A 15,226-nucleotide genomic window follows, 5' to 3' on the forward strand; every position below is an offset into this window, starting at 1 on the left:
CGTCGTCACGGCAGCCGTCGTGAACGGCACCTGACGACGACGGCCCGGGACGGCACGAACTTCATCCACCCAAGTTTTCAAGAAGAATTCAAAGAAAGAGATCAAGGATCCTTATGTCCAACGATTCTTCGCTCAACCTCATGCGCATCGGCCTGGCCACGGCCGATCAGATCCGCAGCTGGTCCTTCGGCGAGGTCAAGAAGCCCGAGACGATCAACTACCGCACGCTCAAGCCGGAGAAGGACGGCCTGTTCTGCGAGAAGATCTTCGGCCCGACCCGCGACTGGGAATGCTACTGCGGCAAGTACAAGCGCGTGCGGTACAAGGGCATCATCTGTGAGCGCTGCGGCGTCGAGGTGACTCGCGCCAAGGTGCGTCGCGAGCGCATGGGCCACATCGAGCTGGCCGCGCCCGTGACCCACATCTGGTACTTCAAGGGCGTCCCCTCCCGCTTGGGCTACCTGCTGGACCTGGCGCCCAAGGACCTCGAGAAGGTCATCTACTTCGCCGCGTACATGATCACCAAGGTGGACGAGGAAGCTCGCCACGACGACCTGCCGAACCTGCAGGCCGCGATCGACCGTGAAAAGAAGGCCCTCGAGGACCAGCGCGACTCCGACGTCGTCGCGATCGCCGGTGACCTGGAGCAGGACCTGGCCACGGTCGAGGCCGAGGGTGGCAAGGCCGCGGAGAAGCGCAAGCTGCGCGATGCCGCCGACCGTCAGATGGCCAACGTGCGCAAGCGCGCCGACCGCGAGGTCGAAGCGCTCGAGCGTGTGTGGGACCGCTTCAAGAACCTCAAGGTCAACGACCTCGAGGGCGACGAGGCCCTGTACCGCCAGATGGTGGACCGTTACGGCATGTACTTCGAGGGCTCGATGGGCGCCGAGGCGATCAAGAAGCGCCTGGAGACCTTCGACCTGGCCGCCGAGGCCGAGGCTCTCAAGGAGGTCATCGCCACCGGCAAGGGGCAGCGCAAGTCCCGCGCCGTCAAGCGCCTCAAGGTCGTCAACGCTTTCCTGACCACGGACAACTCCCCGCTGGGCATGGTCCTGGACGCCGTCCCGGTCATCCCGCCGGAACTGCGGCCCATGGTGCAGCTCGACGGTGGCCGTTTCGCGACCTCCGACCTCAACGACCTCTACCGTCGTGTGATCAACCGCAACAACCGCCTCAAGCGACTGTTGGATCTGGGTGCCCCCGAGATCATCGTCAACAACGAGAAGCGGATGTTGCAGGAGGCAGTGGACTCCCTGTTCGACAACGGCCGTCGCGGCCGTCCGGTCACCGGGCCGGGCAACCGTGCGCTCAAGTCGCTGTCCGACATGCTCAAGGGCAAGCAGGGTCGTTTCCGTCAAAACCTGCTGGGCAAGCGCGTGGACTACTCGGGCCGTTCGGTCATCGTGGTGGGCCCGCAGCTCAAGCTGCACCAGGCCGGTCTGCCGAAGCAGATGGCCCTGGAGCTGTTCAAGCCGTTCGTGATGAAGCGCCTGGTGGATCTCAACCACGCGCAGAACATCAAGTCCGCCAAGCGGATGGTCGAGCGTTACCGCCCGCAGGTCTGGGACGTGCTGGAAGAGGTCATCACGGAGCACCCCGTGCTGCTCAACCGCGCACCCACCCTGCACCGTCTGGGCATCCAGGCCTTCGAGCCGCAGCTCGTGGAGGGCAAGGCCATCCAGCTGCACCCGCTCGTGTGCTCGGCGTTCAATGCCGACTTCGACGGTGACCAGATGGCCGTGCACCTGCCGTTGTCCCCGGAGGCCCAGGCCGAGGCCCGCATCCTGATGCTGTCCTCGAACAACATCCTGAAGCCCTCGGACGGCAAGCCGATCGCCCTGCCCTCGCAGGACATGATCATCGGCCTGTACCACCTGACCACCGAGCGCGCGGACGAGGTCGGCACGGGGACCAGCTACTCGTCGGTCGCTGAGGCCATCATGGCCTTCGACGCCCACAAGCTGCACCTCAACGCCAAGGCCAAGATCACGGTGCAGGACTTCGTGCCGTACCCGGGTTGGGTGGCGCCGGAGGGTTACGAGCAGGGCGACCCCGTCACGCTCGAAACCACCCTGGGCCGCGTGATCTTCAACCAGCAGCTGCCCGCCGAGTACCAGTGGGTCGAAGGCGTTGCGGACAAGAAGTTCCTGTCCAAGCTGGTCAACGACCTGGCCGAGACTTACCCCATGGGTGTGGTCGCCCAGACGCTGGACAACCTCAAGGACGCCGGTTTCTACTGGGCGGCCTGGTCCGGCATCACGGTGGCGATCTCGGACATCGCGACCCCGCCGGCCAAGCCCGGCATCATGGAGGGTTACGAGGCGCAGGCCGCCAAGATTCAGGGCCAGTACGACACGGGTCTGATCGACGACGACGAGCGCCGCTCCGAGCTGATCGACATCTGGACCAAGGCCACCGACGAGGTTGCCGAGGCCATGCGCGAGAACCTGGGCGAACTCAACACCATTAACCGCATGGTGTCCTCGGGTGCCCGCGGTAACTGGATGCAGGTTCGTCAGATCGCCGGTATCCGTGGCCTGGTGGCCAACCCGAAGGGCGAGATCATGCCCCGTCCGATCAAGTCCTCCTACCGTGAGGGCCTGTCGGTTCTGGAGTACTTCATCGCGACCCACGGTGCCCGTAAGGGCCTGGCCGACACCGCGCTGCGTACCGCCAACTCGGGCTACCTGACCCGACGTCTGGTGGACGTCTCCCAGGACGTCATCGTGCGTGAGGCGGACTGCGGTACCGACCGCGGCCTGACCCTCCCGTTGGCGACGACGGAGACCGGTGCCCGCGCCCTGCACGAAGAGGTCGAGAACACGGTGCACGGTCGCGTGCTGGCCGTGGACGTGGCCGACGCCAACGGTGAGGTGCTGGCCCAGGCCGGTGCTGACCTCTCGGACGCCCTGATCGCCACCCTGTACAACGCGGGTGTGGATGAGGTCCGGGTGCGTTCCGTGCTGACCTGTGAGTCCGCCGTCGGTGTGTGTGCAGCGTGCTACGGACGTTCGCTGGCCACCAACAAGCTGGTGGACATCGGCGAGGCCGTGGGCATCATCGCCGCGCAGTCGATCGGTGAGCCGGGTACCCAGCTGACCATGCGTACGTTCCACACCGGTGGTGTTGCGTCCTCCGACGGTGACATCACCCAGGGTCTGCCCCGTATCCAGGAGCTCTTCGAGGCCCGTACCCCCAAGGGGGTGGCCCCGATCTCCGAGGCAGCCGGTCGCGTGGCGATCGAGGACACCGACAAGGGTGTGCGCATCGTGGTGACCCCGGACAACGGCGACGAGGAGTTCGCCTACCCGGTGCTGCGCCGCGCCAAGATGCTGGTCGCCGACGGCGATCACGTCGAGGTCGGACAGCAGCTGGTGGCCGGTGCCGTGGATCCCAAGGAGGTCCTGCGCATCCGTGGTCGTCGTGCCGCCCAGAAGCACCTGGTGGACGAGGTCCAGGGCGTGTACCGCTCGCAGGGTGTGGGCATCCACGACAAGCACGTGGAGGTCATCGTCCGGCAGATGCTGCGCCGTAACACTGTGATCGAATCGGGTGACACCGATCTGCTCCCGGGTGAGCTCGTGGACGACGTGCGCTACCGCGAGGCCAACTTGAAGGCCGTGAGCGAGCAGCAGCGTCCGGCGTCGGGCCGTCCCGAGCTGATGGGCATCACCAAGGCCTCCTTGGCCACGGATTCGTGGCTGTCGGCTGCGTCCTTCCAGGAGACCACGCGCGTTCTGACCCAGGCCGCAATGGAGGCCAAGTCGGATCCGCTGGTGGGCCTCAAGGAGAACGTGATCATCGGTAAGTTGATCCCGGCCGGTACGGGCCTGGCCCGCTACAACAACGTCAGCGTCGAGCCGACGGAGGAGGCGAAGGCTGCGCTGTTCACCGATTCCGGTGCCTACTCGGACTTCTCCTACGCCGACGACTCGAGCTCCTTGGGCAGTGAGTTCCAGGCGATCCCGCTCGAGGACTACGACTTCGGCGCGAACTGATCCGAAGTCCCCCATGAGGAAGGGCCCCTCTCCCAGCAACGGGAGAGGGGCCCTTCCTCATGCGCAGAGGCCGCCGGATCCGGCAGAATTCCCGTCATGGCCAACTCCCCGTCGGGTGAAACCGTGATCCAACGCGTCGACAGGGTCCTGGGTGCCTTCACCAGCAGAACTCGGAGACTCACGGCGGCGCAGGTGGCCAAGCGCGCGGACCTCCCGCCCAGCACGGCCCACAGGTTGTGCGCGGAACTTGCTCGGTGCGGATGGCTGGACCGCGAGGGCGACGCGTTCGTGGTGGGCACACGCCTGTGGGAACTCTCCACCCGCTCCGCCCCGGAGTCCTCGCTCGCATCGGTGGCAACCCCCTTCATGCAGGACGTTCAGGCCGCGCTGGGGCATCACATCCACCTGGGCCGGGTGGAGGGCGGTGAAGTCCTGTTCCTCCAGCGGCTCTCCGAGCGCGGTGCCCGCGAGATCAGCTCTGCCGTGGCCGAACGGCTCCCGCTGCACGTCTCCGCGGTGGGCCTGGTGCTGCTGGCCTGGATGGACGAGGCGGAGCGCGCTTCCTACCTCGCTGAGTTGGCCGCCTCAGGAACCCATCCACCGCAGGGGAGCGTGGAGAACCTGGAGGCCGTTCTGCAGACCGCTCGCTCCGCGGGTCACGTCGTACAAACCGGCAACATCGAACACGACCGAACCGCCATCGCGGTCCCCGTCAAGGGGGCGCAAGGAAGCGTTGTCGCAGCCTTGGGTGCGGTCCTGGACCGGACCGCGGGACCGGTCGATCCCGGTGCCACGGTTCAGGTGCTCCGCGCGGCGTCACACGGCATCGAGCGGACGCTGCGGGAGGAGACTGCGCGGGAGCGAGTTGCGGGCTGACGGTCACGGATTCCGTTGAATGGGACAGGTGTGGTTGCGGCCACATCAGGGGTGGCACACTGGGCGCACATTCGTTCGCCAGGAGGACACATTCATGTCTGAGTCTCAGCCCGAATCTCGGGTCATTCGCACCCAGGTCGGCATCGTCGGGGGAGGTCCCGCCGGCCTCATGCTCTCGCACCTGCTGTCTCGGGCCGGAGTGGATTCGGTTGTCGTCGAGGTCCGGGATCCGGAGACCATTCGCAACACGCATCGCGCGGGGATCCTGGAAGCCGCCACGGTTCAGATGCTGGCGGATTCGGGTGTGGACGGGCGCGTCCTCACCGAAGGGCATGAGCATCGCGGCACCACGCTGCGATTCGACGGCCAGAACCACCACGTCGATTTCCAGGACGCCGTCGGGCAGTCGGTGTGGCTCTATCCACAGAACGAGGTGTTCTGGGACCTGGCACAGGCGCGGGAGCGCGACGGGGGCCAGGTCTTCTGGTCCGTCTCGGACACTGCGGTGCACGACGTCGACTCGGACTCTCCGCGGATCACCTTCCGGGACGCCGAGGGACAGGAGCGCGAGATCGAGGCGGGGATCGTCGTCGGCGCCGATGGCTCGCGTTCGATCTGTCGCGGGCTGATTCCCGACGGGGTCCGCACCGACAACTTCATCGAATACCCGTTCGCCTGGTTCGGCATCCTGTGTGAGGCTCCGCCGAGCTGGCCGGAGCTGATCTACACCAATTCCCCCGCAGGCTTCGCCTTGATCTCCCAGCGTTCGGACACCGTGCAGCGCATGTACTTTCAGTGCGACCCGGACACCAATCCGGAGGACTGGACCGAGGAGCAGATCTGGGCTCGCCTCCAGGAGTGCATGCAGGGGGAGGACGGCTTCCGGCTCAAGGAAGGCAAGATCTTCGACAAGACGGTGCTCAAGTTCCGGTCCTACGTGTGCGAGCCGCTGCGGTACCACAGCCTGGTCTTGGTGGGCGACGCCGGCCACACCGTTCCTCCCACGGGGGCAAAGGGCTTGAACCTGGCCTTCTGCGATGTCCGGGTCCTGGCGCCCGCACTGATCGGGCTGTTCAACGACGGTGACGACTCCCAGCTGATCGAGTACTCCGCCAAGGCCCTGGAGCGGGTCTGGAAGGCGCAGAACTTCTCTTACTGGGCGACGAACATGATGCACACCACGGAGGGGGAGAACCCGTTCGCGCAGAAGCGTCGTCGCGGGGAGCTGACTGCGATCACGGGCTCGGAGAACGGCCGGGCCTACTTCGCCGAGTCCTACACGGGCTGGCAGGACTAAAAGTGTGCGCAATGCGGACAGATGTTCGCATTGCGCTTGATCTGCGCTATCCTCGAAGAGTCGATCAGGGCCGATGGCGAGGTGTGGCAGCCGTCCCCGGTGCCCAGCAGGGCAGCAGGGGCGGGTTTTCAGGAGAAATGGTCCGCCCTGGCAGGCAATCTTGCGTGAAGCACTGCCTGGAAATTATCGAAGGAGATGATCATGGCCGAACCCGTCGTGTCCTCGGATGCCGCTGCGAACTCCCAGGCCGAGATCTCCGCGGACATGCGCGAGATTTCACGCCAGTACGCCGAGTCGGGGGTCGTGGAGACACAGCCCCGGATCGACTACGCGCCCTATCGGAGCTCGATCCTGCGTCACCCCACCAAGGATCTGCACCACGCGGATCCGGAGACCATCGAACTGTGGGCTCCCGCCTTCGGGCAGCGTGACGTCCACGCCTTGGAAGCCGATCTGACCATTCAGGGCGGCGGTGAGCCGATCGGTGAACGCATGACCGTGAAGGGCCGGGTCCTGGACGGCAACGGTCGCCCCGTGCGCAATCAACTCGTGGAGATCTGGCAGGCCAACGCTGCCGGGCGCTACATCCACAAGCGTGATCAGCATCCGGCGCCGATCGACCCCAATTTCACCGGCGTGGGTCGGTGCCTGACCGGTGACGACGGGTCCTACTCGTTCACCACCATCAAGCCCGGGCCCTACCCCTGGAAGAACCACCACAACGCGTGGCGTCCGGCGCACATCCACTTCTCGTTGTTCGGTACGGACTTCACCCAGCGGATGATCACCCAGATGTACTTCCCGGGCGATCCGCTGTTCGACCTGGACCCCATCTACCAGGCGATCGTGGACCCGAAGGCACGCGAACGCCTGGTGGCCACCTACGACCACGACACGTCCGAACACGAATGGTCCCTGGGCTACACCTGGGACATCGTGCTGACCGGTGCACACCGCACGCCCACCGAGGAGGACTCCGATGTCTGAGCAACTGGTCCCCACCCCGGGACAAACCATCGGCCCGTTCTACGGCTTCGCGCTTCCCTACGCGGGCGGCGAGAACCTCGTGGACCGCACCCACCCGAACGCGGTGCGTCTGCACGGCACGGTGTACGACGGCCACGGTGACCCCGTCCCGGACTCCATGTTGGAGATCTGGCAGGCCGATGCCGAAGGCAACGTGTCGCAGGAACCCGGGTCCCTGATCCGAGACGGGTACACCTTCACGGGCTTCGGCCGTGTGGCGGTGGACAACGTGGGGCATTACGACTTCACGACCGTCAACCCCGGTGCCTCCGAGCCCGGCAAGGCGCCGTTTATCGCCATGACGGTGTTCGCCCGCGGGCTGCTCAACCGCCTGTTCACCAGGATCTACCTCCCGGAGGACACCCAGGCACTGGCCAACGACCCGGTCCTGTCGGCCCTCCCCGAGGACCGGCGATCGACGCTGATCGCCGCACGTGAGGCGGACGGCTCGCTGCGCTTCGATATCCGTTTGCAGGGTGACGGAGAGACCGTGTTCCTGAGCTACCCCAACCATCGGGCGGACAGCTGATCATGCCCGATTACGGCCTCCTGGAGCCCGGTACCCACCACATCGCTTCTCTGACCGACGACGACGCCTTCTTGCGTTGTCTGGTCGAGGTCGAGATCGCGTGGGTCCGGGCCCAGGCGGCCGCCGGGCTGGTCTCTCCGGAACGGGCGGACGCGGTGAGCGCCGTCGCCGATCCCGAGGTGTTCTCGGCCTCTTTCGATCCAGCCGACATGGCCGCTCGTTCGGAGGGTGGCGGCAATCCCGTGATCCCGATGCTGGGTGACCTTCGGGCGGCCGTCAAGACGATCGACCCCTCCGCGCTGAAAGCCATCCATCGCGGATTGACCAGCCAGGACGTCATGGACACCGCCCTGATGCTGATGACCCGGCGAGTGCTCGATCGGATACGGGACGACCTGGACGGTGTCTGTGTCACACTCGCCCATCTGGCCGAAGAACACAGGGCCACGCCCGCCGTGGCCAGGACCCTGACCCAACACGCGCTGCCTTCGACCTTCGGGCTGCGGTGCGCGCGGTGGCTCCAAGGTCTCCTCGACGCGCGTGAGGCCCTGCTCTCCGTGACGCCGATGGTATCCGTCGGGGGTGCGGCCGGAACCCTGGCGGGCACCGCGGCTCTGCTCGCTCCGACTCAGGCCGACCGGAATGAACAGAACCAGTCCGCGGACGAAGACCTCGCGGCCGCCGTTGCAGACCTCAACGCCGCTTGGGCCAGCGAACTCGGGCTCGCACCGGCCGCGCACGTCTGGCACACGAACCGCGGTGTCGTGCTTCGGCACGCCGATGCGCTGGCGGAGACCACCGCGGCTCTGGGTGCGATCGCCAACGACGTCCTCGTGCTGTCCCGACCGGAGGTCGCGGAGCTCCGGGAGCCCACTGCCCCCGGGCGAGGGGTGTCCTCTGCCATGCCGCAGAAGCAGAACCCCGTCCTGTCCGTGCTGATCAAGCGCAGCGCTCTGAGCGCTCCCCAGCAGATGGCCCAGCTCCACCTGGCCGCTGCGGGCGTCGTCGACGAACGTCCGGACGGCGCCTGGCACGCTGAATGGCCGGTCTTCCGCACCCTGCTGCGACTTTCAGCGACGGCGGTGACCCAGTCCCGGGAACTGCTGGAGGGGCTGCAGGTGTTGCCGGAGGCGATGCTCGCCAATCTTCGCCAGGCCGGGCCCGGTGTGGTCGCCGAGCGCATTGCCGCAGTTCTGGGGCCGGTCATCACCGCGACCTCCGGAGCGGACGGCAAGGCCGCCGTGCAGCGAGCCATCGGTGACGGGGCCGGAGACGCCGATCGCACGGTTGCCCTGCTCCAGGAGCTGACCGCAGACACCGTCCTGGACGACGGCCGTGCGGTCACGCCCGACCTGCTCCGGGAACTGTGCGACCCCACCACCTACACCGGGCTGAGTACGCAGCTCGTGGATGCCGCGATTCAACGCTTCCGGCGCGCCGGCATCCAGAGTGCGTCAAGCCATCAGACGAACTAGCGAACAGGAGTACCGATGACCGTTCCGGAGATTCGGATCGTTGCCCTCTCCGACACGACCGAGGGCCAGGGATCCTCGCTGCCGATCGTCCTCATGGGGCCGTCCCTGGGAACCTCGGTGGCCCACCTGTGGGGAGCCGTGGCGGATGAACTCCGCGGTCGGGCCCGCGTGCTGGGCTGGGACCTGCCCGGACACGGAGGTCAACCTGCGGCTGCGGGGGATTTCACCATGAAGGAACTGGCAGAAGGCGTTCTGACGGCCCTGGATGTGGTGTTCGACGCGGAGGGGAGGCCGGAAACAGAACGCTCCTTCGTCTACGCGGGCTGCTCGGTCGGCGGGTGCGTCGGACAGCGGCTGCTCCTTGATGCGCCCAACCGCGTGACAGCCGCGGCGCTGGTTGCCACCGCGCAGCGCATGGGAACCCCCGAAGGGTGGTGGGAACGCGCAGAGCTCGTCGCTCAGGCGGGGACCCCCACCATGGTGATCGGCAGCGCCCAGCGCTGGTTCGCCGAAGGCTTCATCGCCAAGGACGCCCAGGCCGGAACCGGGATCTCCACGACCCTGCTGCACGACCTGCAGGATGCCGACCGGCACGGGTACGCACAGGTCTGCGGAGCGCTCGCGCAGTTCGACGTTCGCGGACAACTGGGCCAGGTCTCCGTCCCCGTGACGGTGATCGCCGGTGCCGAAGACGCAGCGGCCGCACCGGAGCAGCTCGCTGAACTGGCGGCGGCCATCCCCGGTGCACGACTGGTCCAGTACGACGGCGTCGCTCACCTCCCGCCCGCAGAGGCCCCCGATGCCGTGGCAGAGGAGATCGCTGCCCTGCTCGACGCCTCGGGAGTCGCAACGGCGGAACGGGGCGACTCATGAGCCCGCAGCCCGACCGGACGGAAGCACAGGCCCACGCCGACGGCATGCAGGTGCGCAGAGAAGTCCTCTCCGATGCGCACGTGGATCGGGCGGAAGCAGCCAAGAACGAGTTCACCTCCGACTGGCAGGACTTCATCTCCCGCTACGCCTGGGGCGAGATCTGGACCCGACCCGGTCTTGACCGACCCATGCGCAGCGCGATCACCCTCACGGCGCTGATCGCCGGTGGTCACTGGGGCGAGTTCGAGATGCACGTCCGCGCAGCCCTGCGCAACGGCCTGACCCGGGATCAGATCAAGGAGATCCTGCTGCAATCGGCCATCTACCTGTCCGTACCCGCGGCCAACAACGCCTTCTCCCACGCCCGCGACGTCTTCGACGCCCTTGACGCCGACGGGTCCCAGGCCGATGCACCGGCCACCCGTTCCCAGACCGAGGAGTCCACACGATGACCACGTCCTACGTCTACGACGCCGTCCGCACACCGTTCGCCAAGATCGGTGGTGCGTTGGCGAGCCACCGCCCCGACGACCTGGCCGCCTTGGTCATTCGAACCATGGTCGAACGTGCCCCCGCGCTGGAGACCTCCCGGATCGACGAGGTGGTCTTTGGCAACGCCAACGGTGCCGGCGAAGAGAACCGCAACGTCGCCCGCATGGCCACCCTGCTGGCAGGGCTGCCCACGTCGATCCCCGGGACCACCGTGAACCGTCTCTGCGGCTCCTCCCTGGACGCGGCCATGATCGCCTCCCGGCAGATCGAGGTGGACGAGGCGGACCTGATGCTCGTCGGTGGTGTGGAGTCCATGTCCCGAGCTCCCTGGGTCCTCCCGAAAACCGAACGCCCCTTCCCCATGCAGGATCTTCAGCTGGCCAACTCCACACTCGGGTGGCGTCTGGTCAACCCGGAGATGCCGGGGGAGTGGACCGTGTCCCTGGGGGAGGCCACCGAGCAGCTGCGGGAGAAGCACGGGATCACCCGTGAGGAACAGGACGAGTTCTCGGCCCGGTCCCACCAGCTTGCGGCGAAGGCCTGGGACGAAGGCCGCTACGACGACCTGGTGGTCCCCGTGGCTGCGAACACCAAGCGGGGCACGGACGTGCCCCGGGACGAGACGGTCCGCGCCGACTCCACGGTGGAGTCGCTCGCCGGTCTGCGGACGGTGTTCCGTGCGGCGAACGGCACCGTCACCGCCGGCAATGCGTCACCCATGAACGACGGCGCGTCCGCCGCGTGGCTCGGGTCCGAGGCCGGAGCCGACCTGCTCGGCGCCGCACCCCTGGCTCGCATCGCCGGGCGAGGGGCCGCCGCGAACGAGCCGCAGTTCTTCGGCGAAGCCCCCGTCGAGGCGGCCAACACCGCCCTGCGCAGGGCAGGCATCACCTGGGACCGGGTCGGCGCCGTCGAACTGAACGAGGCATTTGCCGCCCAGTCCCTGGCGTGCCTGCGGCAATGGGGTGTCGACCAGGACATCGTCAACGCCTGGGGCGGTGCGATCGCCATCGGTCACCCGCTCGGGGCATCGGGAACCCGTGTCCTGGGGACCCTGGCGCGCCGACTCAAGGCCGAGAACCGCAGGTGGGGAGTGGCTTCGCTGTGCATCGGTGTGGGCCAGGGCCTCGCCGTCGTGCTCGAGAACGAGGAAGCCACCGAGTGAACCACCCGGCCGCGGGCCGCACGAAGGGGCGGCCGTCGGTCCTGCACGCGCCACGGGCGCGGAGGCCCGGGCCGCATGACATGAGGACCAGAGAGGAACGGGAAGAGCATGCTGACCATCGTTGATTCCGCAGCCCAGGCAGTCGAGCCGATCACCGACGGTTCCACCGTGATGATCGGTGGTTTCGGAGTGGCCGGGCAGCCCGTGGAACTGATCGATGCCCTCATCGAACAGGGCGCCACCGATTTGACGGTCGTGAACAACAACGCCGGCAACGGGGACGTGGGACTGGCCAAACTGATCCAGCTGGGACGGGTACGCAAGATCATCTGTTCCTTCCCCCGCCAGTCGGACTCCTATCACTTCGACGCCAAGTACCACGCGGGTGAGATCGAACTGGAGGTGGTTCCGCAGGGCAACCTCGCCGAACGCATCCGCGCCGCCGGTGCGGGCATCGGCGCGTTCTACACGCCCACGGGCTACGGAACTCCGCTGGCAGAGGGCAAGGAGACCCGCGAACTCGACGGCAAGATGCAGATCCTCGAGTTCCCCATCACCGCGGACTTCTCACTCACCAAGGCCCTGACCGCCGACAAGGCGGGGAACTTGGTCTACCGGAAGACGGCGCGGAACTTCGGCCCGATCATGGCTGCCGCCGCGCGCACCTCGATCGTGCAGGTCTCGGACGTCGTCGAACGCGGAGCCCTGGACCCGGAGGTCGTGGTGACGCCGGGCATCTACGTCGACACCGTCGTCAGCATCCCGGACCCCGCCGTGGGCCACGCCTGAGCGGGCTACGCCCCGCGTCGAGCCCAAGCCTTCACAACCAGAGAGTGAGCAGACCATGACTTCCATGACCAAGGACGCCGCGCTGACCCCCGAGCAGTTGGCAGAGGTGGTGGCCGCCGACATCCCGGCCGGCGCCTACGTCAACCTGGGGATCGGCCAGCCGACGCTCGTGTCGAACTACCTGACCCCGGAGGACGACGTCACCCTGCACACCGAGAACGGGATGCTCGGCATGGGGGGAGAGGCCCATGGTGACGAGGTCGACCCCGACCTGATCAACGCAGGGAAGATTCCCGTCAAGGAGACCGACGGGTGCTCCTACTTCCACCACGCCGATTCCTTCGCGATGATGCGAGGCGGGCACCTGGACTGCTGCGTGCTCGGTGCCTTCCAGGTGGACCGCGCCGGAAACCTGGCCAACTGGCACACCGGGAAGCCGGATGCGATCCCCGCCGTCGGGGGCGCCATGGACCTGGCCACCGGAGCCAAGCAGACGTTCGTGATGATGACCCTCACCGCCAAGAACGGCCAGGCCAAGCTGGTGGAGAACTGCACCATGCCGTTGACCGGTGTGGGCTGTGTTTCCCGTGTCTACACTGATCAGGCAGTGTTCCTGATCGAAGGCGACGGACGGGTGGTCGTCCGTGAGACGTTTGGATGTGATTTCGAGGCCGTGCAAGAACTCGTCCCGTTCCCGCTCGAGCGTTCCGAATGATTTCCGACCGTCCGAAAGGTGCTGAGACCGCGACCCGCGAGGGGGGAGGGCACTACGTCCAGTCCCTCGCGCGCGGTCTGGCGGTGATCGGGGTCTTCGACGCCGAGAACCCCAGCATGACCTTGTCGGACGTCGCCCGCCGCACGGGCCTGACCCGCGCGACGGCACGCCGGTTCCTGCTGACCCTGGAAGAACTCGGCTACGTCCGCAGCGACGGACGCCAGTTCGAGCTCACCGCCAAGGTCTTGCAGCTGGGCTACTCGTACCTCTCCGCGTTGAGCCTCCCGGAGTTGGTCACACCGCACCTGCGCACACTGTCGGACCGGGTGCACGAATCCTGCTCGGTCGCCGTTCTGGACGGACCGGACATCGTCTACGTCGCCCGCGTCCAGGTGCGGCACATCATGAACGTCGCCATCTCGGTCGGCACGCGCTTCCCGGCCCACGCCACGTCCATGGGCAGGGTCCTGTTGGCCGCGATGCCCGACGACGACGCCGTGGCCCTGTGCTCGGAACAGCTCAAGTCCCCGATCTCGAGTCGCACGATCAGCACACCCCAGCAACTGATCACCCGCCTGGACGAAGTCCGCGCCCGTGGTTACGCCGTCGTGGACCAGGAGCTGGAGGCGGGGTTGCGCTCCGTCGCCGTCCCGCTCAAGGACTCGAACGGCACCACCGCGGCAGCGGTCAACGTCTCCATGCGCGTCGGGGCCAGTCCGTCGGCCGATGACCCGGTGGGGCAGATCCTGCCGCACCTGCAAGCCTGTGCGCAGGCCGTGCACGCCGATCTGGTGGCCAGCGCAGGCTAGGCAGGTGGGTCACCGTCTGGTACGGTATACGAGATTGGCTCGATCACCCGTGTGATCGCACTCCAGTGGCAATGTGGACTCCGTCCAGAGATACGCAGGTTGTATCTCGGTGCCACTTTTTTGCGTGTCCACAGACGCAGTTCTCACCTTTCCAGGTTCACCAGGACCCGGGTGGGCTCGTGTCTGACCGGCCGCCGGCGGAACGCGGGAGGGATCGAGTGGCTCGGAAGAGTCCTAGACCAAACCCGCGGCGCCGCAGACAGCGGCCCGCCACCACCAGGAGACGAAGTGCCAACAATTCAGCAGCTCGTCCGCAAGGGCCGCAGCCCCAAGGTCGTCAAGACCAAGGCTCCGGCGCTTAAGGGCAACCCCATGAAGCGTGGCGTGTGCACCCGTGTGTACACCACCACTCCCAAGAAGCCGAACTCCGCCCTCCGTAAGGTCGCCCGTGTGCGCCTCAACGGCGGCGTCGAGGTCACCGCTTACATCCCCGGCGAGGGCCACAACCTGCAGGAGCACTCGATCGTGCTCGTTCGCGGCGGTCGTGTGAAGGACCTTCCGGGTGTCCGCTACAAGATCGTTCGCGGCGCCCTCGACACCCAGGGTGTCAAGGGCCGCGGCCAGGCACGCTCCCGCTACGGCGCGAAGAAGGAGAAGAAGTAATGCCTCGTAAGGGTCCCGCTCCCAAGCGCCCGCTCGTCGTCGACCCCGTCTACGGTTCGCCGGTCGTCACGCAGCTGATCAACAAGGTCCTCCAGGACGGCAAGAAGTCCACCGCCGAGCGCATCGTCTACGGTGCCCTCGCCGGTGTCGAGCAGAAGACCGGCTCCGAGCCGGTTGCCACCCTGAAGAAGGCCCTGGAGAACGTCAAGCCCGCGCTGGAGGTTCGCTCCCGCCGTGTCGGTGGCGCCACCTACCAGGTTCCGGTTGAGGTCCGCGCCGGTCGTTCGACCGCCCTGGCCCTGCGCTGGCTGGTCGGCTACGCCAAGGTTCGCCGCGAGAACACCATGACCGAGCGTCTCATGAACGAGATCCTCGACGCCTCCAACGGCCTCGGTGCCGCGGTCAAGCGCCGCGAGGACACCCACAAGATGGCTGACTCCAACAAGGCCTTCGCCCACTACCGCTGGTAATACCAGCCCCGCTGGTACCATCGGCCCGGTTCGCCGCCTCGATTCTCGA

The 15,226-nt window shown here is 66.9% G+C and carries 14 protein-coding genes; all 14 read left to right on the forward strand.

Features of this window, described 5'->3' with window-relative positions:
* Positions 1 to 113: 113 nt before the first annotated feature.
* The 14 genes from EDL96_RS05935 to rpsG all read left to right on the forward strand — a co-directional run bounded on the left by EDL96_RS05935 (position 114) and on the right by rpsG (position 15,177).
* Complete coding sequence (locus EDL96_RS05935; RefSeq protein WP_123824888.1) at positions 114 to 3,998, forward strand: DNA-directed RNA polymerase subunit beta'; 3,885 nt, start codon at positions 114 to 116, stop codon at positions 3,996 to 3,998.
* A gap of 96 nt (positions 3,999 to 4,094) precedes the next feature.
* The gene (locus EDL96_RS05940; RefSeq protein ID WP_123824889.1) at positions 4,095 to 4,874 is read left to right on the forward strand and encodes an IclR family transcriptional regulator; all 780 of its coding nucleotides are present in this window, start codon (positions 4,095 to 4,097) and stop codon (positions 4,872 to 4,874) included.
* 94 nt (positions 4,875 to 4,968) lie between these two features.
* Complete coding sequence (locus tag EDL96_RS05945) at positions 4,969 to 6,171, forward strand: 4-hydroxybenzoate 3-monooxygenase (protein WP_123824890.1); 1,203 nt, start codon at positions 4,969 to 4,971, stop codon at positions 6,169 to 6,171.
* 201 nt (positions 6,172 to 6,372) lie between these two features.
* On the forward strand, positions 6,373 to 7,158 hold the full coding sequence (pcaH, locus tag EDL96_RS05950; protein ID WP_123824891.1) for a protocatechuate 3,4-dioxygenase subunit beta: 786 nt from the start codon (positions 6,373 to 6,375) through the stop codon (positions 7,156 to 7,158).
* Positions 7,151 to 7,726: a protocatechuate 3,4-dioxygenase subunit alpha gene (gene pcaG, locus EDL96_RS05955; protein WP_123824892.1), complete on the forward strand. Its 576-nt coding sequence runs from the start codon at positions 7,151 to 7,153 to the stop codon at positions 7,724 to 7,726. Before pcaH ends, pcaG begins: the two co-directional genes overlap by 8 nt.
* Positions 7,727 to 7,728: 2 nt before the next feature.
* Positions 7,729 to 9,201, forward strand: a complete 1,473-nt coding sequence (locus EDL96_RS05960; protein WP_123824893.1) for a lyase family protein — start codon at positions 7,729 to 7,731, stop codon at positions 9,199 to 9,201.
* A gap of 15 nt (positions 9,202 to 9,216) precedes the next feature.
* A complete protein-coding gene (locus EDL96_RS05965; RefSeq protein ID WP_166833332.1) occupies positions 9,217 to 10,074 on the forward strand; it encodes an alpha/beta fold hydrolase in 858 nt (285 codons plus the stop codon).
* Positions 10,071 to 10,526, forward strand: coding sequence for a carboxymuconolactone decarboxylase family protein (locus tag EDL96_RS13440; RefSeq protein WP_166833334.1), 456 nt, complete (start codon positions 10,071 to 10,073; stop codon positions 10,524 to 10,526). Before EDL96_RS05965 ends, EDL96_RS13440 begins: the two co-directional genes overlap by 4 nt.
* Positions 10,523 to 11,731, forward strand: coding sequence for a thiolase family protein (locus EDL96_RS05970; RefSeq protein WP_123824894.1), 1,209 nt, complete (start codon positions 10,523 to 10,525; stop codon positions 11,729 to 11,731). The genes EDL96_RS13440 and EDL96_RS05970 overlap by 4 nt, the downstream gene beginning before the upstream one ends.
* Positions 11,732 to 11,839: 108 nt before the next feature.
* Entirely contained in the window at positions 11,840 to 12,520 is a 681-nt protein-coding gene (locus tag EDL96_RS05975; RefSeq protein ID WP_123824895.1) for a 3-oxoacid CoA-transferase subunit A, read from the forward strand.
* Between the two features lie 55 nt (positions 12,521 to 12,575).
* Positions 12,576 to 13,235 carry a 3-oxoacid CoA-transferase subunit B gene (locus tag EDL96_RS05980; RefSeq protein ID WP_123824896.1) on the forward strand — a complete coding sequence of 220 codons (660 nt, stop codon included), beginning with the start codon at positions 12,576 to 12,578 and terminating at the stop codon, positions 13,233 to 13,235.
* Positions 13,232 to 14,044 (forward strand): IclR family transcriptional regulator domain-containing protein, encoded by an 813-nt coding sequence (locus tag EDL96_RS05985; protein ID WP_123824897.1) that lies wholly within the window; start codon positions 13,232 to 13,234, stop codon positions 14,042 to 14,044. Before EDL96_RS05980 ends, EDL96_RS05985 begins: the two co-directional genes overlap by 4 nt.
* 288 nt (positions 14,045 to 14,332) lie before the next feature.
* On the forward strand, positions 14,333 to 14,707 hold the full coding sequence (rpsL, locus tag EDL96_RS05990) for a 30S ribosomal protein S12 (RefSeq protein WP_123824898.1): 375 nt from the start codon (positions 14,333 to 14,335) through the stop codon (positions 14,705 to 14,707).
* Entirely contained in the window at positions 14,707 to 15,177 is a 471-nt protein-coding gene (gene rpsG, locus EDL96_RS05995) for a 30S ribosomal protein S7 (RefSeq protein ID WP_123824899.1), read from the forward strand. Before rpsL ends, rpsG begins: the two co-directional genes overlap by 1 nt.
* The last annotated feature ends 49 nt before the right edge of the window (positions 15,178 to 15,226 follow it).

Source organism: Kocuria soli (genome assembly GCF_003797835.1).
Taxonomy (GTDB): Bacteria; Actinomycetota; Actinomycetes; order Actinomycetales; family Micrococcaceae; genus Kocuria; species Kocuria soli.

Excerpts from the sequence above, each read along its gene's own strand:
- EDL96_RS05935 (WP_123824888.1), top strand. The coding sequence starts at position 114 with ATGTCCAACGATTCTTCGCTCAACCTCATGCGCATCGGCCTGGCCACG.
- EDL96_RS05940 (WP_123824889.1), top strand. The coding sequence starts at position 4,095 with ATGGCCAACTCCCCGTCGGGTGAAACCGTGATCCAACGCGTCGACAGG.
- EDL96_RS05945 (WP_123824890.1), top strand. The coding sequence starts at position 4,969 with ATGTCTGAGTCTCAGCCCGAATCTCGGGTCATTCGCACCCAGGTCGGC.
- pcaH (WP_123824891.1), top strand. The coding sequence starts at position 6,373 with ATGGCCGAACCCGTCGTGTCCTCGGATGCCGCTGCGAACTCCCAGGCC.
- pcaG (WP_123824892.1), top strand. The coding sequence starts at position 7,151 with ATGTCTGAGCAACTGGTCCCCACCCCGGGACAAACCATCGGCCCGTTC.
- EDL96_RS05960 (WP_123824893.1), top strand. The coding sequence starts at position 7,729 with ATGCCCGATTACGGCCTCCTGGAGCCCGGTACCCACCACATCGCTTCT.
- EDL96_RS05965 (WP_166833332.1), top strand. The coding sequence starts at position 9,217 with ATGACCGTTCCGGAGATTCGGATCGTTGCCCTCTCCGACACGACCGAG.
- EDL96_RS13440 (WP_166833334.1), top strand. The coding sequence starts at position 10,071 with ATGAGCCCGCAGCCCGACCGGACGGAAGCACAGGCCCACGCCGACGGC.
- EDL96_RS05970 (WP_123824894.1), top strand. The coding sequence starts at position 10,523 with ATGACCACGTCCTACGTCTACGACGCCGTCCGCACACCGTTCGCCAAG.
- EDL96_RS05975 (WP_123824895.1), top strand. The coding sequence starts at position 11,840 with ATGCTGACCATCGTTGATTCCGCAGCCCAGGCAGTCGAGCCGATCACC.
- EDL96_RS05980 (WP_123824896.1), top strand. The coding sequence starts at position 12,576 with ATGACTTCCATGACCAAGGACGCCGCGCTGACCCCCGAGCAGTTGGCA.
- EDL96_RS05985 (WP_123824897.1), top strand. The coding sequence starts at position 13,232 with ATGATTTCCGACCGTCCGAAAGGTGCTGAGACCGCGACCCGCGAGGGG.
- rpsG (WP_123824899.1), top strand. The coding sequence starts at position 14,707 with ATGCCTCGTAAGGGTCCCGCTCCCAAGCGCCCGCTCGTCGTCGACCCC.